The sequence below is a fragment of the Labrys sedimenti genome (genome assembly GCF_034424805.1).
Classification (GTDB): domain Bacteria; phylum Pseudomonadota; class Alphaproteobacteria; order Rhizobiales; family Labraceae; genus Labrys; species Labrys sedimenti.
This window is the reverse complement of record NZ_JAXOUF010000002.1, coordinates 108855-130409: the sequence shown is the minus strand read 5'-3', so window position 1 is coordinate 130409 and position 21555 is coordinate 108855. Positions and strand designations below refer to the sequence as shown.

Below are 21555 nucleotides of genomic sequence, written 5' to 3'. Positions count from 1 at the left end.
TCGTCCTGCCCGTTCGCTTGCCTGTAGGAGTGGTTTGCCATGCCTGAAGCCGAAATGCTTCGCGTCGCCGGCGGATCGAGCCAGGTCTTCGCCCTCGGCAAGGGCGATCGTCTGCGCCTGACCGATCTGGAGGGCGGCCAGAACGCCCTGCTCTATGCCTTCGCGGCGCAGGAGAGCCTGCCATCGGGCCATCCTGCCGCCCCGCGCGATGCGCTGGCGAGCCTGATCGCCGCCAATGAGAATGCCGCGGCCACCCATCACCAGCTCGCCGGCCACGACCTTGCCAGCGCCAGCGGCATCCTGATCTCGGGGCCCGACGCTCCGGCGGGCGAGGCCCTTTCGCTGGCGGCCGAGCGCGACATGACCTGCGTGCTCATCGTGCCGGCCGGCGATTCGACGGCGGATGCGGTGGTACCGGCCACCGATTTCCATCTGGAGATCGCCCGCAGCGACGAAACCGCGAACCGGGCACCGCAGAGCCAACCCGCCGCCCCTCTCGCCACACCGGTCCAGGACTTCCGGGTGAAGGCCGCCACCGCCGAGCGTTTCGAGGTCAAGGCCGGCCAATATATCCAGATCATGGACATTGACGGGCGCCAATGCTCGGATTTCCTGGCTTTCGACTCAGAACTGCTCAAGCAGGGCATCGAATGCGGCCTCGACGCCACCGCCACCCGCACCCTGATGGGCCGCGCCTATCCAGGTCCCGGCCTGTTCTCGAAATTCTTCGACCAGCGCATGCGCGCCACGGTCGAGGTGGTGCAGGATACCTGCGGGCGGCACGACACCTTCGGCCTCGCCTGCACCATGAAATATTACGACGACATGGGCTATCCGGGCCATGATTCCTGCTCGGAGAACTTCAACAGGGTGCTGGCGCAGGACGGCATTGCCCCCCGACCCGGCTGGCCGGCGATCAATTTCTTCTTCAACACGCAGGTCAACCATGACGGCACCATCAGCGCCGACGAGCCCTGGTCGCGCCCCGGCGACTATGTGCTCATGCGCGCCCTGATCGACCTCACCTGCGCGGCCTCCTCCTGTGCCGACGACATCGACCCGGCCAATGGCTGGAACCCCACAGACATCCAGGTCCGCGTCTATGACGCACATCACGAATTCCCCAAGGCGATCGCTACGCGCATGACACCCGATTCCCCTCCGGTCTTCACCAAGGAGACGGCGTTCCATTCGAAGGTCGCTCCCCTTTCGCGCCGCATGGTCGAATATCGCGGCTATTGGCTCGCCAACTCCTTCCTTGCCGACGGCGCAGTGGCCGAATATTGGGCCTGCCGCGAAAAGGTGGCAGTGATCGACCTCTCCGCCCTGCGCAAATTCGAGGTGCTCGGCCCCGATGCCGAGGCACTGCTCGACTACGCCGTGACGCGCGACATCACCAAGCTTTCGGTCGGCCAGGTCGTCTACACCGCCATCTGCTACCCGCATGGCGGCATGCTGGACGACGGCACCGTCTTCCGCTTGGGACCACAACAGTTCCGCCTCGTCTGCGGCGATCCCTATGTCGGCGTGCATCTGCGCCAGCTCGCCGAGCAGAAGGGCTTCAAGGTCTGGATCCGCTCGTCGACCGACCAGTTGCACAATCTCGCCGTGCAGGGCCCAAAAAGCCGCGATCTCATCGCCAAGATCATCTGGACCCCGCCGGCCCAGCCGGCTGCCAACGAGATCGGCGTGTTCCGCTCCACCGTCGGTCGCCTCGGCCATGCCCAGGGCCCGGCCGTCGTGGTCTCGCGCACCGGCTATACCGGCGAGCTCGGCTACGAGATCTTCTGCCATCCCCGCGATGGCGAGGCGGTGTGGGATGCCGTCTTCAAGGCCGGCAAGCCGCTCGGCGTGGTGCCCATGGGGCTCGAAGCGCTCGACATGCTGCGGATCGAGGCCGGGCTGATCTTCGCCCATTACGAGTTCTCCGACGAGACCGATCCGTTCGAGGCCGGCATCGCCTTCACCGTGCCGCTGGTCTCCAAGAAGGGTGACTTCGTCGGCAAGGAGGCCCTGGTCAAGCGCAAGGCCGAGCCGCAGCGCAGGCTCGTCGGCCTGGAGATCGAGGGACGCGAGACCGCCCATCACGGCGACCATGTCTATGCCGGGCGCGCCCGCATCGGCGTGGTCACTTCAGGCATGCGCTCGCCGATCCTCGACGCGACCATCGCCCTCGCCCGCGTCGACATCGGCTCGGCCGAGATCGGCACCGAACTCGAGATCGGCAAGCTCGACGGCCACCAGAAGCGCCTCAAGGCCAAGGTCGTGCGCTTTGCCCATTACGACCCCGACAAGACGAGGGTGAGGATGTAACGGTCATCCCGGACGAGGAGCGACACAACGTGACGCGACGAAGATCCGGGACCGCGAAGACAAGAAGGCACCACAAAATCAGACGGTCCCGTGTCTGCATCGCATCATTTCATGCTGCGACGCGCACGGGATGACAAACCAAAGAAGGGAACATCCATGAGTGTCATGTCCTGGCGGCGTTCGCCGCTCGCAGCCCGCCACCGAGCCCTCGGCTCCACCCTGGAAGACTGGAACGGGATGGAGACGGCCTGGACCTATACCAAGTCCGACCTCGCCGACGAGCACGAGGCGATCCGCACCAAGGCGGCGCTGATGGACGTGTCTGGCCTGCGCAAGTCCCATCTGGTCGGCCCGCATTCGCACCAGGTGCTGCAGCGGCTGACCACGCGCGACGTGCGCAAGATCGTGCCCGGCAAGTCGGCCTATGCCTGTGTGCTCAACGATGCCGGCAAGTTCACCGACGACTGCATCCTCTACCGCACCGGCCCCAACAGCTGGATGACGGTCTATGGCTCCGGCACCGGCTTCGAGGACATGGCCCGGGATGCGGCCGGCAAGAACGTCGCCGTCATCTTCGACGACGATTTGCAGGATCTGTCGCTGCAGGGCCCGCTGGCGGTGAAATACCTTTCAAAGCACGTGCCCGGCATCAAGGACCTCAAATATTTCCACCACATGCAGACCACTCTGTTCGGCAAGCCGGTGATGATCTCGCGCACCGGCTATACCGGCGAGCGCGGCTACGAGATCTTCTGCAAGTCGGAAGACGCTGTGGAGATCTGGGACACCATCCTGAAGGAAGGCAAGCGCATGGGCATCGTGCCCGCCTCCTTCACCGCGCTCGACTGGCTCCGGGTCGAGAGCTATCTGCTGTTCTACCCCTATGACAATTCGCAGATGTATCCCTTCGAGAACGAAGGCCCCGGCGACACGCTGTGGGAACTCGGCCTCACCTTCACCGTTTCCCCCGGCAAGACCGGTTTCCGCGGCGCCGAGGAGCATTACCGCCTCAAGGGCAAGGAGCGCTTCAAGATCTTCGGCGTCCTCGCCGACACCGACAAGATCCTCGATGCCGGCGACGAGCTCTGGGCCGGTGGCAAGAAGGTGGGGGTGGTCACCTGCGGCATGTATTCGCGCCTGACCAACCGCTCGATGGCGATCGCCCGCATGGCCGTCGACGTTGCCAAGCAGGGCACCAAGCTCGAGGTCAAGGGCAAGAATGTGCAGTGCTCGGCCATCGCCCACACCATCACCTTCGACGATCCGGAGAAGAAGAAGCGTACGGCGCTGTAAGGTGCCTGGCCCTCTCCCACGGGAGAGGGCCCCTCATACGTGATAGCCAGGTCCTGGCTGCGTCTGTTTCCGTTCGCGCTGGAGTTTCGATAGAACCATGCTCGTATCCGGCATCAAGAGCCGTCCTGTCTATGGCACGCTTGCCATCCGCCCCGGCGCCAAGCGGCACCTGTTCGTGGCAGATGCCGAGGGTGCGCAGGCGATCCTCGACGCGGCCAAGACGGCCGAGGCCGCCTTCCTCGACAGGGCCCATATCATCTATGTGCCCGCAGGAGCCGCCGCCAAGAATTTGGGCGAGGCGCTCAGGGCACTCGGCCCCGACATGTTCTATGAGGGCCCGAGCATCGCCGCCGCCCTGCCGCGCCTGGCCCAGACGCTGGCGACCGCCCATATGGGCACCCAGATCTACCTGGCCGGCACCGAAGGCCTGATCGGCCAGGCGATGAAGCTTGCGATCGAGGCCGGCGTCGACCATCTTTCCATCCAGACCGAGCATCGCGGCTCGGAAGAACGTCGGGTGCAATGCGTGCATTGCAAGGGCATCACCGAGCACGTGCGCACGCAGCCGGTCAAATGTGCCCATTGCGGCCTGACTCTGCTGGTGCGTGACCATTATTCGCGCCGCATAGCCGCATTCCAGGGCGTGTGCATCGACGCCGAAGAGCCCGGTGTCGTTCCGCCGACCGAGGAGGCCTTTCCATGAGTGACAAGACGCCCAAGATCGAGGTGCGCGTCAGCGAGATCCATCAGGTCACGCCCGAGATCAAGCGCTTCCATTTCAAGCCCGTCGACGGCTCGCCCCTGCCCAATTTCTCGGGCGGCGCCCATGTGGTGGTGGAGATGGAAGACGGCTCCACGCTCCGGCGCAATCCCTATTCGCTGATGAGCCGGCCGGGCGACACCGCCTGCTACACTATCAGCGTCAGGCGCGACGACAATGGCCGCGGCGGCTCGCTGTTCCTGCACGGCAGGGTCCGGCCCGGCGACATCATCCGCATCAGCCATCCCGTCAATTTATTCCCGCCGGACCAGCGCGCGAAGAAGCACCTGCTCTTTGCCGGCGGCATCGGCATTACCCCCTTCATGGCGATGATGGCCCAGCTTTCCGACGAGGACCGCCCCTTCGAGCTGCATTATGCCGTGCGCTCGGACGAGCACGGCGCCTATCTCGCCCATCTGGCCGAGCGCTATGGCCGCCGGATCCACATCTATCGCGACGCCAAGAGCGAAGCGATCCCGCTGGTCGACCTGCTCGCTCGCCAGCCCCTCGGCACGCATCTCTATGTCTGCGGGCCCGGCGGCATGATCAAGTGGGTTCTCAATACCGCCCGCAACGAAGGCTGGCCGGAGCAGAACCTGCACAACGAGCAGTTCCTCGCGCCGGCTTCCGGCAAGCCCTACGAGATCACCCTGGCCCAGTCGGGCAAGAAGGCCCAGGTCGGGCCGCACCAGAGCATGCTGGAGGCGATCGAGGCGGCCGGCGTCGATGCGCCCTATCTGTGCCGGGGCGGGGCCTGCGGCCAGTGCGAGACGCGGGTGCTCTCCTGCGACGGCACGCTCATGCACAACGACCACTACCTCTCGGACGCCGACAAGGCTTCCGGCACCAAGGTCATGCCCTGCGTCTCGCGCTTCGAGGGCAAGGAGCTGGTGCTGGATCTGTAATGCTCGTCATTGCGAGCGCAGCGAAGCAATCCAGGGGCCGGCGGTGCCCCCAACACAAAACTGGATTGCTTCGCTGCGCTCGCAATGACGGATGAGTTCGACTTTTTGCGACGATCAGGAGCTTCACCATGGGCATCCAATTCCGCCAGGAAACCTTCCGCGACGACTTCACCTTCCGCAATTCGGAAACGGGGATCCGCCGCTTTCCTTTCCCCTTCGACAAGGACAACTACATGTATGCGGTCAATATCGAACCGCATACGGCAGGCCCGAAGGGCTCGGTCTTCGAGCACCCCATCGATGTCGACGAGCACTATGTCTCGGAAATGGCCGACCGGGCGCAGGTCCTCAAGGAAGACCCGCTGCGCTGCCAATCCCTGCCCCACATGACGCTGGCAGGCTGGGATCTGCTCGAACTCCTGATGGAGAGCATGTCGACCTCCTATCCCGAGCATTTCACGCTCGAGCGGAACGGCGACCAGTGGCACTGGATCAACCGGCCGCTGGGCATCGACGACCGCTTCACCTACGGTGACGTCGCCACCCTGCCCTATGGCCCGATGGAATACATCACCCGCCAGGCCCAGGGCGATTTCTGCCTGCTCGACCAGCGCGACGGCAATCTGTGGATGGATGCGGGCATCGTCACCACCCAGGCGGACTGGTCGCTCGATTTCGACATCGGCATGAACTTCATGGAATGGCACGGTCCTGTGCCACTGGCCCACCAGCTCGGCGTGTTCGAGCGGGCTCTCAAATTCATGCTGAACCTGCGCCAGGGCTCACCCACGCGGCGGCTCAACTGGACGATGACGGTCAATCCGCGCTTGGATACCTCGCCCGAGAACTATCACAAATGGGGCAAGGACCGCACCACGCTGACGCTGGAGAACATCGGCAACAAGCTGCATCTGCGCGTCGAACTGCAGACCTTCTTCCGCCTGCCGCGCTCCAACGCCATCGTCTTCCCGATCCGCTGCTACCTGATCAAGCTGGAGGAACTGGTGACCGTGCCCAAATGGGGCCGGCGCCTCCATCGCGTGTTGCAGACATTGCCGCCCGAACTGGTCGACTATAAGGGCCTCACCCGCTTCCGCGACACGGCGGTGGAGTGGCTGTCGAAATATGACGACGGCGCCGAGACCAGCCCCGGCGGCTGGCCGGATTGAGGCGGAGCACCGCGCTCACAGGACAGAAAGAGGCGGACGGGACGTCCGCCTCTTGACTTCAAGAGCAGTCCCGTCGCCTACCGCTTGATCCCGATGCTGCGACCGGCATCCTTCGGCATCGGCAGGGTGGCATGCTCTTTCAGCAGGCCCTCCAGTACTGCCACGCTCTGCGGCAGCCAGGGCGCCGCGTGCGGCTGCTCAGTCTGGTCGATCGACATCAGGAGCTGCTCGGAGGTCGCCACCACGAGGTTGCGCACCTTGTCGTACATGCTCAGGAAGATGCGGACCCGCTTGGCGTCGAGGTCCAGCACCTGGCAGGTCACCGAGACGGGCGTGCCGAGCTTGACCTCCCACAGGAAGCGGACATGGGTTTCCATCGTGTAGATGGTGTGGCGCGTCGTCTCGCGCACCGCCGGCGTGAGGCCGACGCGGGGGAGGAACTCGTCCACGGCCTTGGCGAAGATCACCGCGTAATAGCCGTCATAGAGATGGCCGTTATAGTCGATCCATTCCGGGCGGACGGTTTCGTCGAGAAGATGCATGACTGTCTCCGGGTGCGCGGACGTCTCGTCCGCTCTCCCCTGCCAACTAGCTTTCCGATTCCAAGAGCGGACGAGACGTCCGCGCACCCGGAAACTCAAATCCGCCCTTCGAGCCCTTCGGCCTCCGGCCAGTACTTCTTCGCCAGTGCCATCACCTCGATGAGGAAGTCGTCGCGGCGGCGCTCCAGCGCCTTGATCGAGCGGCCGGCGGCCTGGTGCTCGCAGCCATCAGCGACGCGGTCGATCAGTTCTTCCGTCAGCTCGGGGGCCGTGAGCTTGGTCCAGGGCAGCTTCAGGGCCGGCCCAAACTGGTGCAGCATGTGGCGCATGCCGCCCTCGCCGCCGGCAAGATGGAAAGTGAGGAAGGTGCCCATCAGCGACCAGCGCAGGCCGCAGCCATACACCACGGCGGCGTCGACCTCCTCGGTGGTGGCGACCCCGTCATTGACCAGCCAGAGCGCCTCGCGCCAGAGCGCTTCCATCAGCCGGTCGGCGATGAAGCCTTCGATCTCCACCCTGACATGCAGCGGGCGCATGCCGATCGAGGCATAGAAGGCCTTGGCGGCCTCGACCGTCTCGGCCGACGTCTTCTCGCCGCCGAGCACTTCCACCAGGGGCAGGAGATAGACCGGGTTGAAGGGATGGCCCACCACCAGCCGGGTCGGATCGGCCATCTTGGCCTGCAGCCGGCTCGGCAACAGGCCCGAGGTGGAGGAGCTGATGATGGCGCCGGGCTTGGCAGCGGCGTCGATCTGCGCCAGCAGGTCCTGCTTGAGTTCCTCGCGCTCGGGGGCGTTTTCCTGGATGAAATCGGCTTGGCCTGCGGCCTCGGCCACGGAGTTGGCGAAGCTCAGACGCTTGCGGTCGGCACCGGCGGCCAAGCCCTGCTTCTGAAGGGCCGGCCAGGCATTGTCGATGGCCGCACGCAGTTTCTCCTCGGCGCCCGGCGCCGGATCGTAGGCGACGACGTCGAGGCCGTGCGCGAGCGCCCGGGCCGCCCAGCCGGCACCGATGACCCCGGTTCCGACGATTGCAAATGTCTTGATTGCGGACGTCTTGGCTGCTGCGGCCATGGAATTCTCCCTCTTGCTGGTGGCGAATAGACAAGGCCTTGCCGGAAACGCCTTTGCATGGCGCGACATCCCAGGTGCCGAACGCGACGGAAATATCGAGCATCACCCACAAAGTGGAGGCCGGTTTTCGGAAAAACGATGCGACGATCAAACCGACGGCATCGAACCCGATTTCGAGATCGGGTCCGATGCTGTCGTCAACCATTTGGTTGACAATTAACGGGCAAAGGCAGATATTCAACCACATGGTTGAATATCAAGATCCGCTCGACGCCGTCTTTCATGCCCTGGCCGATCCAACCAGGCGGGCCATGCTGCGCAGCCTCGCCGCCGAGCCCCGCAAGGTGGGCGAACTCGCCCATCCCTTCGCCATCTCGCTGGCCGCCGCCTCCAAGCATATCAAGGTGCTGGAGAGGGCCGGCCTGGTGGAACGCCGTGTCGAAGGACGCACCCATACCTGCCGGCTGAATCCGCGGCCTCTGCATGCCGGCCTGGAATGGATGCGTTTCTACGAAAAACTCTGGAATCAGCGGCTCGACACGCTTGATGCCTTGCTGATCGCGGATGCGATCGCCAACCCTCAAGGGAGCTGAGCCTGAAGCAGTCGCAAAGACGCTCCAGCCAATCCCGTTGGATTGGCTGGAAAACAAGCATCAGAGAAAACAAGCGCTCATGAAAGCGCTTTACTCCAGGGAGTTGAACCATGTCCGACTACGGCGTGATCATCGATACCGAGACCGTGCGCATCGAACGCGTTCTTTCCGGACAGATCGAACGCGTCTGGGCCTTCCTGACCGAAGCCGAGAAGCGCCAGCAATGGCTGGCCGGCGGTGAGATGGACTTGCAGCCCGGCGGACGGGTCAACCATGTCTTCCGCAATGGCGACCTGTCGTCGCCCGACGACCCGCCGCCGCCCAAATATGTGCATCTGAACGGCACGGTCGAAATGCACGGGCGTGTGATCGCCTGCGAACCGCCGACCCTGATCGAATATGCCTGGGGGGACGGCTCGCAGGTGCGCATCGACCTCAAGCCGGAGCTCGGTCGCACCCATATCACCATCACCCATAGCCGCCTGCTCACCCGGGACGAACTGGTCAGCGTCGCCGCTGGCTGGCACACCCATCTCGACATCCTCGCGGCCCGCCTCGGAGGACACGCACCGCCGAGCTTCTGGGGCCTGCATACGCGGCTCGAGGCCGACTACGAAAGCAAGATGAGCGCCGGCTGAGTCACGAATGATCCCGCGAAGACCAATGAGAGCCATTCCACACGCGGCGCATCACTGCCTGCTGCGTTGCGTACGGGATGACCTCTGAGTGATTGCGGCCGCTCCATCGGATAGGTGAAGTTGTCAATGTCACGCTTGCGCGGAGAGCAATCGAAGGATGCCGGGACAGCGGAGAAATAGCGCAGGCGCCGCCTGTGTCATCAAGCTTTTCTTGTCATTCAAGATAGCTTTCCTCCCTTGAACGAAGCATCGGAAACAAGGAGATTGCAGCGGATCACACCTTCATCGGCCCGTTGGGAGTGCCGCTGAAAATCATGTGAGTTGCGTCCTCCCACCCCCGGTTTTCCGATGTCCGCCATCACCGCCTCGCCCGACGCCCGTTCCGTTCATCGGCTCGGTGTTTTTCTCGTCGTCGCCTCCGCCATCGCCTGGAGCATCAGCGGCATCTTCGCCCGCATGCTCACGGTGGACGCCTGGACGACCGTATCGCTGCGCGCGGCGATCGGCGCGATCTACATGGCGGTCGGTCTCGTCTATGTGCATCGAACCGACAGCCTGGCCGCCATCCGCTCGATCGGCTGGTTCGGCATCGTCATCGCGGCCTGCGCCTCGCTATCGATGTTGTTCTTCGTCGGTGCGCTCTATCACACCACCATCGCCAACGTATCGGTGATCTATGCCACCACGCCCTTCCTGGCGGCGGGCCTTGCCTGGCTGATCATGCGCGAGAGGGTCTCCCGGCGCACGCTGATCGCCTCTGCCGGTGCGCTGGTCGGCGTGGTCGTGATGGTGGGCGGCTCCTTCGGATCCGGCCACCTCTTCGGCGACGCCATGGCACTCGGCATGGCCGGCTCCTTTGCCATCGTGGCCGTGGTCGCGCGAGCCCGGCCGGGGCTAGAAATGCTGCCGGTCAATCTATTTTGCTGCCTGTTCACGGCGCTGGTGGGCCTGCCCTTCGCCTCGCCCGCGGCGGCCACGGCGCAGGACTGGGTGGTGCTCACGCTGTTCGCCTTCACCTCGATCCCCCTGGCCTTCTTCATGTTCCTGGCCGGCGCGCGCCGGATCCCTGCCGCAGAAGCCGGTCTGATCTCTACGCTCGACGTGGTGCTGGCACCGCTCTGGGTCTATCTGCTTTTCGCCGAGGATCCGGGTACGGCCGCAATCGTCGGCGGCGCCATCGTGCTGTCGGCTGTGATCTGGCACATTCTCGGGGGCTGGCGCCTGAGATCGTCCTGAGCGTCACACAGAGGCACGGGCCGCCATCTCCGCTTCCTCCTCGCGGGCGAAGCTGCGTCCGAGGGCCGCGACGAGCACGCCGGCAAGCAGCACCGCGCCCCCCAGGACAGTGGTCAGGCGCGGCGCCTCGCCGAAGAAGAGATAGACCCAGACCGGCCCGAGGATCATCTCGGTCTGGGCCAGCAAGGTGAGTTGTCCGGCGCCGACATGCCGGGCCGCCGCATTGAGCAGATACATGCCGCCGCCGATGAAGACGGCACCATGGATCATGGCATAGGCGTTTTCCTGCATCGGCGTGGCGATGGTGATCCCTCTCACGGCCATGAAGGCACCGCAGGTGAGGATGGTCAGCACCGCCCAGCCCGTCACCACGCCCGACATGTCCCTGTCGCGCCCGAGCCGGGCAATGATGGAATAGAGGCCATAGGCAAAGCCCACGCCGAAGGCGGCGAGATTGCCGATCGCATTGCCGCTGCCCAGCTCCCCCCAGGTCATGATGAGCAGGCCGGCGATGCCGATCGAGATGCCGCACCAGGTGGCGACGAGGATGCGCTCCTTCAGGATCAGGCGGGCCAATATGGCGCCGATCAACGGTGCCGCGCTCGAGAACAGCAGCGCATTGGCAATGGTGGTCGTCTTCATGGCGAAGATGAAGAGATCCGCCATCATCGTCATGCACAACGCGCCGCCGAGCCCCAGCCAGCCGCCCGAGATCAGCTGCCGCAGAGGCGACTTGCCCTGCAGCAGCGCCACGCCGACGACGAGCGGCAGCAGGCCGAAGCTGCGCCAGATCAGATATTGCACGGCATCCAGATGCGGCGACTCGCGAATGGTGATGCTGCCGAACGAAAACACCGTTCCCGCCGCAAGGGCGAGGGACGCACCGAACAGGTGGGAGCCACGGGAAGACATGACGAGGACGCGACCAGGAGAGAGGACATCCACAATGCCGGGAATGCGAACATCCAATAGTCCAGGCGCGACATTTCTGGCCGATCTAACCCGGAATGCACCGTCCTCTCGGGGCTTTCAAAGCCCGACACGCTGAGAGGGAGCGTGAAGACCGCTCGTCACCCCTCGAAGCCGCGATAGCGCCGCTTGTAGTCGGTGTCGTAGAGCGCGCTCTCGCGAAAATCCTCGGTGGCCAGCGTGCGCCCGATCAGGATCAAGGCGGTGCGTTCCATCGGCTCGGCCGCGATCTTCGCCTCGATGTCGCCGAGCGTGCCGGTGACGACGCGCTCATCGGGCCAGCTTGCCCGGAAGACCACCGCAACCGGACAGGCACTGCCGTAATGCGGCGTCGTCTCGGCCACCACGCGCGCCAGCGCATGGATGGAAAGATGCACCGCCAGCGTCGCGCCGGTCTGCGAAAAGGCCTCCAGCGTCTCACTCTCCGGCATGGCCGAGGCCCGACCGGAAGTACGCGTCAGCACCACCGATTGCGCCACTTCCGGCAGGGTCAATTCCTTGCCAAGCACGGCCGCTGCGGCAGCGAAGGAAGGCACGCCCGGGGTGACGGTGTAGGGAATGCCGAGGGCGCGCAAGCGCCGCGTCTGCTCGCCCAGCGCGCTCCAGATCGACAGATCCCCCGAATGCAGCCGGCTGACATCGAGGCCCTTTTCATGCGCCCGCTCGATCTCGGCCATGATCAAATCGAGAGTCAGCGGCGCGGTATCGACCACGCGCGCGTCTGCGGGTGCCAGCGCAACGATCTCAGGCGGCACCAGCGAGCCGGCATAGAGGCAGACCGGACAGCGCGCCACGAGGTCGCGGCCCCTGACGGTGATGAGGTCGGGCGCGCCGGGACCGGCGCCGATGAAGTGAACAGTCATGTCAGGGGCTCGAAAGTCGAAATATCAACAAGTAGGAACCGTTGACGAGGCGCATTTCCCGGGAGCGCGGACGTCCTCGTCCGCTCTTGGAAGCGCTGCGTTTCATGAGGAAGATGCGGACGAGGACGTCCGCGCTCCCAGGATATCATCATCTCAGCCCTCTCTCACGGCAATGGCGCAGGTGGCATTCGCACTGGCGATGCGCGCCCGCTTGAGGATGGATTGCGGGCCGGCACCGGCGAGTGCCGCCGTCTCGGCCACGCTGCCGAGGCCGGTCAGGGCGACCACGCGCTCCGACCGGGTCAGCACGCGCGGCTCGGCTGCCTCCAGCGCAGCCTGGGGGATCAGCACGAGTGGGACGCCCAAGCTTGTGGCAGCCTCCGCCAGCCCCGCCTCGCCCTGCTTGAAGGCGGGCGCGAACAGGCCTGAAAGCGCGGAGAGCTCGAAGCCGACCTCACCGAGGGCCGACCGGACGAGAGCGGCGATTTCCTCGGCCTTGCAGCCTTTCCGGCAACCGAGTCCGGCGGCGACGAACGGCTTCATCGTCCAGGATTTCCTGGCTTGACCATGCTCCATTGCGTCACCGGCATCGCCGGGCGCCAGCCATGCATGCTGCCGACGGGCACCAGCCGCTCCACGCTCAGACGGATCAAATCGCCGCCATGCCGGGCGAAACGCCGGGCGAGAGCCTGCTCGCTCTCCAGCGTGACGGCATTGGCGACGAGGCGCCCGCCGGGGCGCAAGGCAGACCACGCGGCCTCGAACACGCCGTCGTCACCCGTGCCACCACCGATGAAGACGGCGTCGGGGCTATCAAGACCTGCCAGCGCCGCCGGCGCCGCGCCGGTAACGAGGCGCAGATGGGGCACACCGAGATTGACGGCATTGACCAGCGCCCGGGCCGCCCTGTCGGCATTCTCCTCGATGCCGATGGCGCGGTTGGACGGGTGGCGCAGCAGCCATTCGATGGCGACCGACCCCGCCCCCAGGCCGATATCCCAGAGCAGTTGGCCCTTGAGCGGCGCCAGTGCCGACAGGGTCACGGCACGGATCTCCCGCTTGGTCAGTTGGCCATCATGCTCGAAGAACGTGTCGGGCAGGCCGCTGGCGAGCGGCAGTGGCCGGGCATCGGGGCCGGCAACCACCTCGATGGCCAGGACGTTGAGTGGATCGATGCCGTCGAGATCGAAGGCTTCGGCCCGGGCGGAGCGGATCTTTTCCCCGCTTCCGCCCATGCGCTCCAGCACGGCCAGGCGGGAAGAACCGAAACCGAGTTCGGTGAGGCGGGCGGCCGCCTTGGCCGCCGTGCGGCCATCCCAGGTCAGCGCCAGGATGCGGGCATCGGGCTGGACATGCGGTATCAGCGTCTCGAACGGCCTGCCATGCAGCGAGATCAGGGCGCAATCCTGCTGCGCCCAGCCGAGCCGCGCCGCGGCGAGGGAGAAGGACGAAGGCGCGGGATGGCAGGCGATCTCCTCGGGCGGGATGAAACGCGCCAGCGTGACGCCGACACCCCACAGGAACGGATCCCCGGAAGCCAGCACGACGACCCGTCGCCCGCGGGCCGCCTTGATCGGGCCGATGGCATCGGTCAGCGGGCTCGGCCAGACGAGCCTTTCGGCCGTTCCTTCCGGCACCATGGCGAGATGCCTGGCGCCACCGACCAGCAGTTCGGCCCTGTCGACCACGGCGGCAGCCAGCGGTGACAGGTCAGCCATGCCGTCTTCGCCGATGCCGACGATGGACAGCCAGCGATCCGAGTGGTTGATAGGGCTCATCCGACCCTCAAGAGACGACAATGCATTCCCATCCCCATGTCCTGCTGCTCGGCGGCACCAGCGAGGCCTCGGCCCTGGCCAGGCTGCTGGCCGCACGCCCCGACATTCCGGCCATGGTGTCCCTTGCCGGGCGGACGATCAATCCCACTCCGCCGCCGATCGCCCATCGTATCGGCGGCTTCGGCGGGGTCGAGGGTCTTTGCGCCTTCCTCGACAAGCATGCAGTCACCGCGCTCGTCGATGCCACCCATCCCTTCGCCGAACAGATGTCGGCCAATGCCGTCGAGGCGGCCCGGCGCATGGGCGTGCCGCTGCTTTCCCTGCAGCGCCCGGCCTGGCAGGCCCGCGACGGCGACCGCTGGAGCGAGGTGCTGGACGCGCGGGCTGCGATGCAGGCGCTCGGCCCCGCGCCGCGCCGCGTCTTCCTGACCACCGGCCGCCTCGAACTGCCCGCCTTCCTGGCCGCACCCCAACATTTCTACCTTGTGCGCTCGGTCGATCCGCCGGAGGAGCTGCCGCCCCGCGCCAGGCTGATCCTTGCCCGTGGCCCCTTTGCGGAGGCGGACGAAATCCGCCTCATGCAGGAGGAGGCCATCGACATCCTGGTCACCAAGAATTCCGGCGGCAGCGCCACCTATGGCAAGATTGCCGCCGCGCGCCGCCTCGGCCTGCCGGTCATCCTGCTGCGCCGGCCGAAGACGGCCGAGGTGGAGACGGTGGCGACGGCGCAGGAGGCTTTGGCCTGGATCGAGCGACAGGGATAGCTTCCGGGATCGCAGGCTTCCAGCCTGCTCTTCCTTTTGGGCAGGCATTCTGCTTCCAAGAGCAGGCGAGACGCCTGCGATCCCAGGTTCGCGATCCCAGGGTCTCACGCGTCCCACCGGCGGGGCGAGTAGATCCAGGGCTCGGCATCGCCGCGCTCGATCAAGCGGGTCTGCGAAGAGCCGATCAGCACGAGCGTGCGCATGTCGACCTGTTCGGGCTTCACCGCCGACAGGCTGGTCACGATGATGTCCTCGTCCGGCCGGCCGACGGCCTTGGCGAGCACGACGATACGCTCGCCCGCCTGGCGGCGCAGCACGTCGAAGGCCCTGCCGATCTGGTCCGGCCGGGCCTTGGAGGCCGGGTTGTAGAAGGCGAGCACGAAATCGCCCTCCACCGCCGCGACCAGCCGCTTCTCGATGATGGACCAGGGCTTGAGATTGTCCGAGAGCGAGATCACGCAGAAATCGTGCCCGAGCGGTGCGCCGAGCCGCGCGGCGGCGGCGAGCACGGCGGTGACGCCGGGAACGACCACGATATCGAGGTCGCGCCAGGCCGGATCCCCCGCCTCGACCGCTTCGAAGACTGCCGCCGCCATGGCGAAGACGCCGGGATCCCCGCCCGAAACCACGGCGACATCAGCGCCAGCAGTCGCGAGTTCGAGGGCATGGCGGGCGCGGTCGACCTCGACCCGGTTGTCGCTGGCATGGCGCCGCGCCGGGCTCGGCGGCACGCGATCGACATAGGGGCCGTAGCCGATGATGTCGGTCGCTTCGGCGAGCAGCGCGCTGGCTTCCGGCGTGACCCATTTCGCCGGCCCCGGCCCGAGGCCGATGATCATGACGCGACCGGTCACAACAGCCGTCCCTGGCCAGGCACCAGCAGCATGGCGAAATAGGGCGCGCCAGTGAAATCGGCCGGCGGCAGCTTCATGATCTTCTCGCCGGCCATGGTGCCGCGCTCGACATAGACGGTGCGGGCGGCGAGGCCCAGTTCCTCCAGCACGGCACGCACTTTCGGAAAATGCCGGCCGAGCTTCATGATCACCGCCGCGTCGGCCAGTTCGAGATGGCGCTTGAGCGCCGCCGCATCCAGCGTCGCCGGCAGCACGGTGAGGATGTCGTCGCCATAGGTGATGGGGGTGCGGGCCCGTGTCCAGCAGCCTGCCATGCCCGAGACGCCGGCGACCACCTCGGTCTCGTAGGAAGAGGCCAGGCGATGGAAGATCGGCATGAAGGACCCGTAGAAAAAGGGGTCGCCTTCCGACACCACCACGACATCGCGGCCGGCATCGAGGTGGTCGGCCAGCCGCCGGGCGGATTCGTCATAGAAGCCGCCGAGGGCCGAGTGATAGACGGGATCGGCGGCGGGCACTTCCGTCGTCATCGGATAGGCGAGCTTCTCCTCGATGACGTCATCGGCGAGGAAACCCTCGATGATGGTGCGGCCATGGCCGCGCTGCCCCTGCTTGCAGAAATAGGCAACGACGGGCACCGAGCGGAGGAGCCGCGCCGCCTTCAGGGTCATCAGCTCGGGATCGCCGGGACCGACGCCGACGCCGTAGAGACGACCGGCACTCATTCGATTTCGCTCGCCAGCGCGTTGATCGCCGCCGCTGTCATGGCGCTGCCACCCTTGCGGCCGCGCACGATCAGCCAGGGCACCTTGCCCCAGGCCTTGAGCTCGTCCTTGGATTCGGCGGCACCGACGAAACCGACGGGAATGCCGAGAATGGCGGCGGGCCTCGGTGCGCCACGGTCGATCATGTCCATGAGATGGTAGAGCGCTGTCGGCGCATTCCCGATGGCGACCACGGCGCCGCCGAGACGGTCGCGCCAGAGCTCCATGGCGGCGGCGGTGCGGGTATTGCCGATCTCGCGGGCGAGTCCCGGCGTGCGCGGGTCGTCGAGCGTGCAGACCACGTCATTGTCGGCCGGCAGACGGGCGCGGGTCACGCCATTGGCCACCATCTTCGAATCGCACAGCAAGGGCGCACCGGCTCTGAGCGCGGCGCGTGCGCTCGCCACCAGATCATCGGACATCTCGACATCGGCAGCGACCTCGACCATGCCGCAGGCATGGATGATGCGCACGACGAGGGGGGCCTCGAGGGCCGAAAAGCGCGACAGGTCGCTTTCGGCACGGATCATCGCGAAGGAGCGGCGATAGATCTCGGCACCGTCACGGATATAGTCGCGTTCAGACATGGTCACTGCTCTTGAAACTCTTCTCGACCGGAGAAACTGCGCTTCCATCGAATCGCAATCGTCTCCAACCCCTTGTTCTAGCGCATTTTCTCAATCGAAAAGTCGCTCAACTTTTCCGGAAAATGCTGTAGCCGCTTGGCCAAAAACGCCGTCAATTCGCCCAAAGACATCGGTTCCGCCTCGCTCGGCGCCTTGCTGTCGGCGTCGAAGGCGATACCGTAGCGTCCTGCCTGCCCCACCAGCGTGATGGAAGCCGGTGCGCGCCGCGCGCAGCCCTTGGCACAGCCTGAGACATGCACGCTCGCTCCCTTTTTGACGAAACCGGCCAGCACCGGCGCCAGCCTGGCGGCATCGGCCTGCGCCGGCGCTTCGCCGGATAGACAAGAAGGGCTGCCGGGGCAAGCGGCAATGGCAAGACGCGGGTCGCCGGGATCGACGACGAGGCCAAGGGACGACACCTCTGCGGTGACGTCGACGGCAAGCGGCGCCAGCAGGATGGAGCGCCAGGGCGTCAGGCGCAATGTCGCGCCATGCCGGGCCGCGATGGCGGCGAGGCCCTCGAGCTGGCCGGCATCGAGCCGTCCGAAAGGAGCCGCGGCAGTGAAGAAGCCGGCGGGGTGGGGACCGGCAAGACGGGAGGGCGCAGCTGCCTTCTCCACGAAGTGGGGAAGGTGGCGTTGCGAAGCAACGGCGGATGGGGTGTGGTCCGCTAGCAGCACCCCAACCGGAAAGGGCGTTGCCAACGGACCACACCCCATCCGACCCGACTTCGTCGGGCCACCCCATGCATTTCCTTCGGAAATGCAAAGACCACTTCGTGGAGAAGGCTGTTGCGCGTCATTCAGCAACCGCCGTACCACATCGCGCATGCGGCGCTCGTCGGGCTGGCGCAGGGCCAGGAAGCGTTCGGCAACGCCGAGGGCGGCCTCCAGGGCTTCCTCCACCCTCACCCATCCGAGGGTCTCCCCACCGGCTTCCAGGCGGAAATGCCCATCGTCCTCGGCCCGAAGGGCGATATCGGCCTCGATACCGTCAAGCGACAGCACGCCGCCGCCGTCGAGCAGGAAACCGAACTTGGCCGGCAGGATATGGAAACGTTCATTTCCAATCAGCCTGAGCTCCAGCGCCCGGATCAGAGGCTGTATGTCGATCGGCGCGCTCGGATCGAGCCCGGCCAGCGGGTTCGCGATCACGTTGCGGACCTGTTCGGCGGCAGCGCTGGCATCGAGCAGGCCGAGCTCGGCGAGCCGGTCGAGCAGCGGTTGCAGCGTGTCGTCGCTGACACCGCGCATCTGCAGATTGGCACGGGAAGTCAGGTCGACAAGGCCGTTGCCGAAGCGCCGGGCCGCCTCGGCCAGCGCGGCCGCGCGTTCGGGGGTAAGGTCCCCGCCGGTCAGGCGCACCCGCACGATCAGGCCGTCGCCGGAGCGCATCGGCCTGAGCGCCCCTGGGCACCAGCCCTTGACCTCGCCTGACGATCCGCTCACGCCGCCCTCCCAGCCTCATCGAGCAGAAAACTCGCAGAATTGCGACGCGGCTGCCACAGGCCGCGGCGAATCGCCTCGGCCAGCCGCGCCCGGATCGCCCGGCCCGCGGCGGGATTGGCCGAAGCGAGGAAGGCCGCGACCTCCTCGTCCTCGACATAGGCTTCGTGCATGCGGTCGAAGGCGGCATTGGTGACGATGCCGGCCGTTGCCGAGAAGGCAAACAGGCAATCCATGGCATTGGCCATCTCGGCGGCGCCGGCATAGCCATGCGCCATCATGCCGTCGATCCAGCGCCGGCTGGCGGCCCGGCCGTGCACGAGGCGGCCGACCTCCTCGCCGAGGCTGCGCAGGCGCGGCTTGTCCGGATCGGAAAGATCGGCGTGATAGAGGGCAGCCTTGGCGCCGAGCGCCTCCAGCGCCGCCGCAAAGCCACCCTGATGGGCGGCGAAGGTGACATCGTCGAGGATGTCGATCTCGCGATGGTCCTGGCCATGGACATGGGCATCGGCGGAGGCGACCCGCTCGGCGAAGACCGACGGCACGGCGTCGCCCTCGATGCCGGCACCATAGGCATGGCTGCTGGCGGCGAGATAGTCGCGGCCGAGATCGGCCCTGACATCCCAGGCTCCGCGCGCGATGCGATCGGTGATCCCCGCGCCATAGGCGGAGGGTGCCGCGCCGAAGATGCGCAGCGGACGCTGGCCGCTCGCCTTCGCCGCGGCGGCGAGCGGGTTCCATTCGGCGCTTTCGTCAAGGGCGGCAACGGCCCTGACCGCCTCGTCGAACAGCGTGATCTGCTGGGCGAACACGTCGCGGAACAGGCCCGAGATGCGCAGGGTCACGTCGACGCGCGGCCGGTCGAGCCGAGCCTGCGGCAGGACCTCGAAGCCGGAAACTCGGTTGGAACCGTTGTCCCACACCGGCCTGGTACCCAGCAGCGCCATGGCTTGAGCAAGATCGTCGCCACCGGTGCGCATGGTGGCCGAGCCCCAAAGGTCGAGCACGATATTTTTGGGATAGTCGCCGTGATCCTGGAGATAGCGCTGGATAACGGCATCTGCCGCACGCGATCCAATCGCGTAGGCGGCGCGGGTCGGAACCGCGCGCGGATCGAGCGTGGTAAGGTTGCGCCCGGTCGGCAGCACGTCGGCGCGCCCGCGCGTCGGCGCCCCGGCGGGGCCGGGCCGCACGAAGCGTCCGTCGAGGCCGGCGAGAAGGCTGGCCATCTCGCTGTCGCCGCAGCTTTCGAGGCGTGCGGCCAGAACCGGCCGCTCCTCCTCGCCGCAGGAGGCGGCCAGGACATCGAGGAGATGAGCGCTCTCCTCCGGCCGGCGCCCGAAGACATGCAGCCCGTCACGGATCTGGAGTTCCTTGACGTCGCACAGGAAGGCATCGAGGCGCGCCAGCGTCTCGTCCTCGTCGAGGCCGGGCGCGATGCCGCATTCGGCGGTAAGGCCAGTCTCCACGGCCCGCTCGATGATCTCGCGCCTGAGATAGGCCATGCGGCGCTGGTCGAGGCCGTCGGCGCTGGCATATTCGTCGATCAGGCGCTCGACCTCGATGGCACCGCCGGAAAGGCCGGCCTCCCGCAAGGGCGGGGTGAGATGGCCGATGGTGACGGCGCCGAGCCGGCGCTTGGCCTGCGCCGCCTCGCCGGGATTGTTGACGATGAAGGGATAGAGCACCGGCACGGCTCCTGCGGCCAGCTCAGGGAAGCACTGGGCGGAGAGCGCGGCGGCCTTGCCCGGCAGCCATTCGAGCGTGCCATGCGTGCCCAGATGGATCATCGCATCGATGCCGAAGGCCTGGCGCAGCCACAGATAGAAGGCGAGATAGGCATGGCGCGGTGGCAGATCGGGCGAGTGATGGTCGCCCTTGCGATCGAGGGCCGAGCCACGATCCGGCTGCACCGCTACCGCGACATGGCCGCAGACATGCCCCGCGAAGTGAAAGGCACCGTCGCTGAAGAGGGGATCGGCTGATGGATCGCCCCATTGGTCCGCCAGCTTGTCGCGGAGGGCTATGGGAAGGGCGCCGAGCCAGCTCTGGTAAACCGCGAGCGGGAAGGAAAGCCCCCTGGGATCGCAGGCATCCCTGCCTGCTCTTGGAAGCGATCCGATAGACGGTTGGGAAGAGCAGGCAGGGATGCCTGCGATCCCAGGAAGAGACCGGCCCAATAACTCCAGCAGATCAGCGCCGTTCTCCGGCAGATCACCCACCGCATAGCCTTCGTCCCGAAGCCGTTCCAGGATCGCCAGGGCCGAGGCGGGCGCATCGAGGCCAACGGCGTGCGCGAGACGGCCATCCGCGCCCGGATAGTTCGAGAGGATCAGCCCGAGCCTGCGCTCAGCCCGCGCCTTCGTGGAAAGCTTCGCCCAGGCGACGGCCTTGGCAGCCACGGCGGCGATGCGCTCGTCATGCGGGGCATGGGCGAGACGGGTGAAGGCGCCTTGCTCGCGTTCGGCCTTGAAGGAGATCACGCCGGCCGAGAGCCGGCCGTCGAGCTCGGGCAGCGCGACATGCATGGCGAGGTCGCTGGCCGACAGCCCACGGGTCGAGGCTTCCCAGGCCTCCTGCGCCGAGGAGGAGGTGATCACCTGGAGGACGGGACAGCCGGCCACATCCAGCGGCGAAGCGCCGTCATCATCCAGAGCCGAGAAGGCGGTGGCATTGAGGATCACTCGAGGCTTAAGGTCCTCAAGCTGCCGGCGCACCCATTCGGCGGTTTCGCCATCCTTGAGCGAACCGACATAGAAGGCCGATACGGCCAGGCCCTCGGCATCGAGCGCCCGCGCCAGGGACTCGATGGGGGCGGTGTCGGCCGAGAGCAGGATCGAGCGGTAGAAGAAGATGGCGGCGCTCCCATACCCTCCCCGCGATTGCCGCCACACAAGAAAGTAGCCGCCCGCGCGGGGGGGGGGAAGGGCGGGGGGGCCAGCCTGCCGCGCCAGGCAGGTAGCAGTGTGA

At 66.3% G+C, this 21555-nt stretch carries 21 protein-coding genes; 10 read left to right on the top strand and 11 right to left on the bottom strand.

Annotated elements, in window-relative coordinates; translation table 11 throughout:
- The first annotated feature begins 39 nt into the window (after positions 1-39).
- The 5 genes from U1R88_RS07005 (at position 40) to U1R88_RS06985 (ending at position 6440) form a co-directional block, all read left to right on the top strand.
- Positions 40-2313, top strand: coding sequence for a trimethylamine N-oxide demethylase (locus U1R88_RS07005; RefSeq protein WP_322430617.1), 2274 nt, complete (start codon positions 40-42; stop codon positions 2311-2313).
- Between the two features lie 165 nt (positions 2314-2478).
- Positions 2479-3606 carry an aminomethyl transferase family protein gene (locus tag U1R88_RS07000; protein ID WP_068288288.1) on the top strand — a complete coding sequence of 376 codons (1128 nt, stop codon included), beginning with the start codon at positions 2479-2481 and terminating at the stop codon, positions 3604-3606.
- Between the two features lie 97 nt (positions 3607-3703).
- Positions 3704-4309, top strand: coding sequence for a dimethylamine monooxygenase subunit DmmA family protein (locus U1R88_RS06995; protein WP_322430616.1), 606 nt, complete (start codon positions 3704-3706; stop codon positions 4307-4309).
- A complete protein-coding gene (locus U1R88_RS06990; protein WP_322430615.1) occupies positions 4306-5271 on the top strand; it encodes a PDR/VanB family oxidoreductase in 966 nt (321 codons plus the stop codon). Before U1R88_RS06995 ends, U1R88_RS06990 begins: the two co-directional genes overlap by 4 nt.
- 128 nt (positions 5272-5399) lie before the next feature.
- Complete coding sequence (locus U1R88_RS06985; protein WP_322430614.1) at positions 5400-6440, top strand: heme-dependent oxidative N-demethylase family protein; 1041 nt, start codon at positions 5400-5402, stop codon at positions 6438-6440.
- Positions 6441-6517: 77 nt separating this feature from the next.
- On the opposite strand, the gene U1R88_RS06980 is transcribed toward U1R88_RS06985, so the two are convergent.
- Together U1R88_RS06980 and U1R88_RS06975 are read right to left on the bottom strand one after the other, a co-directional pair.
- The gene (locus U1R88_RS06980) at positions 6518-6982 is read right to left on the bottom strand and encodes a thioesterase family protein (protein WP_322430613.1); all 465 of its coding nucleotides are present in this window, start codon (positions 6980-6982) and stop codon (positions 6518-6520) included.
- 95 nt (positions 6983-7077) lie between these two features.
- On the bottom strand, positions 7078-8055 hold the full coding sequence (locus U1R88_RS06975) for an L-carnitine dehydrogenase (protein ID WP_322430612.1): 978 nt from the start codon (positions 8053-8055) through the stop codon (positions 7078-7080).
- On the opposite strand from U1R88_RS06975, the gene U1R88_RS06970 reads away from it, so the two are divergent.
- The 4 genes from U1R88_RS06970 (at position 8054) to U1R88_RS06955 (ending at position 10522) form a co-directional block, all read left to right on the top strand.
- Positions 8054-8275 (top strand): hypothetical protein, encoded by a 222-nt coding sequence (locus tag U1R88_RS06970; protein ID WP_322430611.1) that lies wholly within the window; start codon positions 8054-8056, stop codon positions 8273-8275. The two genes, U1R88_RS06975 and U1R88_RS06970, sit on opposite strands and share 2 nt — an antisense overlap.
- Before the next feature lie 25 nt (positions 8276-8300).
- The gene (locus U1R88_RS06965; protein ID WP_068287875.1) at positions 8301-8648 is read left to right on the top strand and encodes an ArsR/SmtB family transcription factor; all 348 of its coding nucleotides are present in this window, start codon (positions 8301-8303) and stop codon (positions 8646-8648) included.
- A 110-nt stretch (positions 8649-8758) separates the two neighbouring features.
- The gene (locus U1R88_RS06960) at positions 8759-9286 is read left to right on the top strand and encodes an SRPBCC family protein (protein ID WP_068287874.1); all 528 of its coding nucleotides are present in this window, start codon (positions 8759-8761) and stop codon (positions 9284-9286) included.
- Between the two features lie 348 nt (positions 9287-9634).
- Positions 9635-10522 carry a DMT family transporter gene (locus U1R88_RS06955; RefSeq protein ID WP_322430610.1) on the top strand — a complete coding sequence of 296 codons (888 nt, stop codon included), beginning with the start codon at positions 9635-9637 and terminating at the stop codon, positions 10520-10522.
- A gap of 3 nt (positions 10523-10525) precedes the next feature.
- Here the strand turns inward: U1R88_RS06955 and U1R88_RS06950 are convergent, their stop codons facing one another.
- From U1R88_RS06950 to cbiE, 4 genes are all read right to left on the bottom strand, one after another.
- On the bottom strand, positions 10526-11434 hold the full coding sequence (locus U1R88_RS06950; RefSeq protein WP_322430609.1) for a DMT family transporter: 909 nt from the start codon (positions 11432-11434) through the stop codon (positions 10526-10528).
- A 158-nt stretch (positions 11435-11592) separates the two neighbouring features.
- Entirely contained in the window at positions 11593-12354 is a 762-nt protein-coding gene (gene cobM / locus U1R88_RS06945; protein WP_322430608.1) for a precorrin-4 C(11)-methyltransferase, read from the bottom strand.
- A gap of 153 nt (positions 12355-12507) precedes the next feature.
- Positions 12508-12897, bottom strand: a complete 390-nt coding sequence (locus U1R88_RS06940; protein WP_322430607.1) for a cobalamin biosynthesis protein — start codon at positions 12895-12897, stop codon at positions 12508-12510.
- Positions 12894-14132 (bottom strand): precorrin-6y C5,15-methyltransferase (decarboxylating) subunit CbiE, encoded by a 1239-nt coding sequence (gene cbiE / locus U1R88_RS06935; RefSeq protein WP_322430606.1) that lies wholly within the window; start codon positions 14130-14132, stop codon positions 12894-12896. The genes U1R88_RS06940 and cbiE overlap by 4 nt, the downstream gene beginning before the upstream one ends.
- 20 nt (positions 14133-14152) lie before the next feature.
- On the opposite strand from cbiE, the gene U1R88_RS06930 reads away from it, so the two are divergent.
- Positions 14153-14896, top strand: coding sequence for a cobalt-precorrin-6A reductase (locus U1R88_RS06930; RefSeq protein ID WP_322430605.1), 744 nt, complete (start codon positions 14153-14155; stop codon positions 14894-14896).
- A gap of 104 nt (positions 14897-15000) precedes the next feature.
- Here U1R88_RS06930 and cobJ read toward each other — a convergent pair whose 3' ends face one another.
- The 5 genes from cobJ to cobN form a co-directional block, all read right to left on the bottom strand.
- On the bottom strand, positions 15001-15750 hold the full coding sequence (gene cobJ / locus U1R88_RS06925; protein ID WP_202908466.1) for a precorrin-3B C(17)-methyltransferase: 750 nt from the start codon (positions 15748-15750) through the stop codon (positions 15001-15003).
- On the bottom strand, positions 15747-16475 hold the full coding sequence (locus U1R88_RS06920) for a precorrin-2 C(20)-methyltransferase (RefSeq protein WP_322430604.1): 729 nt from the start codon (positions 16473-16475) through the stop codon (positions 15747-15749). The genes cobJ and U1R88_RS06920 overlap by 4 nt, the downstream gene beginning before the upstream one ends.
- Complete coding sequence (locus U1R88_RS06915; protein ID WP_322430603.1) at positions 16472-17101, bottom strand: precorrin-8X methylmutase; 630 nt, start codon at positions 17099-17101, stop codon at positions 16472-16474. The genes U1R88_RS06920 and U1R88_RS06915 overlap by 4 nt, the downstream gene beginning before the upstream one ends.
- Positions 17102-17178: 77 nt before the next feature.
- Positions 17179-18588 (bottom strand): precorrin-3B synthase, encoded by a 1410-nt coding sequence (gene cobG, locus U1R88_RS06910; RefSeq protein ID WP_322430602.1) that lies wholly within the window; start codon positions 18586-18588, stop codon positions 17179-17181.
- A partial coding sequence (gene cobN / locus U1R88_RS06905) for a cobaltochelatase subunit CobN (protein WP_322430601.1) occupies positions 18585-21555 on the bottom strand: 2971 nt, incomplete at its 5' end. The genes cobN and cobG, both read right to left, overlap by 4 nt.

Bases quoted from the DNA above. Each gene is read 5' to 3' on its own strand.
- cbiE (WP_322430606.1), bottom strand. From the start codon at position 14,132: ATGAGCCCTATCAACCACTCGGATCGCTGGCTGTCCATCGTCGGCATC.
- U1R88_RS06960 (WP_068287874.1), top strand. From the start codon at position 8,759: ATGTCCGACTACGGCGTGATCATCGATACCGAGACCGTGCGCATCGAA.
- cobM (WP_322430608.1), bottom strand. From the start codon at position 12,354: ATGACTGTTCACTTCATCGGCGCCGGTCCCGGCGCGCCCGACCTCATC.
- U1R88_RS06995 (WP_322430616.1), top strand. From the start codon at position 3,704: ATGCTCGTATCCGGCATCAAGAGCCGTCCTGTCTATGGCACGCTTGCC.
- U1R88_RS06980 (WP_322430613.1), bottom strand. From the start codon at position 6,982: ATGCATCTTCTCGACGAAACCGTCCGCCCGGAATGGATCGACTATAAC.
- U1R88_RS06915 (WP_322430603.1), bottom strand. From the start codon at position 17,101: ATGTCTGAACGCGACTATATCCGTGACGGTGCCGAGATCTATCGCCGC.
- U1R88_RS06955 (WP_322430610.1), top strand. From the start codon at position 9,635: ATGTCCGCCATCACCGCCTCGCCCGACGCCCGTTCCGTTCATCGGCTC.
- U1R88_RS06985 (WP_322430614.1), top strand. From the start codon at position 5,400: ATGGGCATCCAATTCCGCCAGGAAACCTTCCGCGACGACTTCACCTTC.
- U1R88_RS06975 (WP_322430612.1), bottom strand. From the start codon at position 8,055: ATGGCCGCAGCAGCCAAGACGTCCGCAATCAAGACATTTGCAATCGTC.
- U1R88_RS06990 (WP_322430615.1), top strand. From the start codon at position 4,306: ATGAGTGACAAGACGCCCAAGATCGAGGTGCGCGTCAGCGAGATCCAT.
- U1R88_RS06920 (WP_322430604.1), bottom strand. From the start codon at position 16,475: ATGAGTGCCGGTCGTCTCTACGGCGTCGGCGTCGGTCCCGGCGATCCC.
- U1R88_RS06930 (WP_322430605.1), top strand. From the start codon at position 14,153: ATGCATTCCCATCCCCATGTCCTGCTGCTCGGCGGCACCAGCGAGGCC.
- U1R88_RS06940 (WP_322430607.1), bottom strand. From the start codon at position 12,897: ATGAAGCCGTTCGTCGCCGCCGGACTCGGTTGCCGGAAAGGCTGCAAG.
- U1R88_RS06970 (WP_322430611.1), top strand. From the start codon at position 8,054: ATGGAATTCTCCCTCTTGCTGGTGGCGAATAGACAAGGCCTTGCCGGA.
- U1R88_RS06965 (WP_068287875.1), top strand. From the start codon at position 8,301: ATGGTTGAATATCAAGATCCGCTCGACGCCGTCTTTCATGCCCTGGCC.
- U1R88_RS06950 (WP_322430609.1), bottom strand. From the start codon at position 11,434: ATGTCTTCCCGTGGCTCCCACCTGTTCGGTGCGTCCCTCGCCCTTGCG.
- U1R88_RS07005 (WP_322430617.1), top strand. From the start codon at position 40: ATGCCTGAAGCCGAAATGCTTCGCGTCGCCGGCGGATCGAGCCAGGTC.
- U1R88_RS07000 (WP_068288288.1), top strand. From the start codon at position 2,479: ATGTCCTGGCGGCGTTCGCCGCTCGCAGCCCGCCACCGAGCCCTCGGC.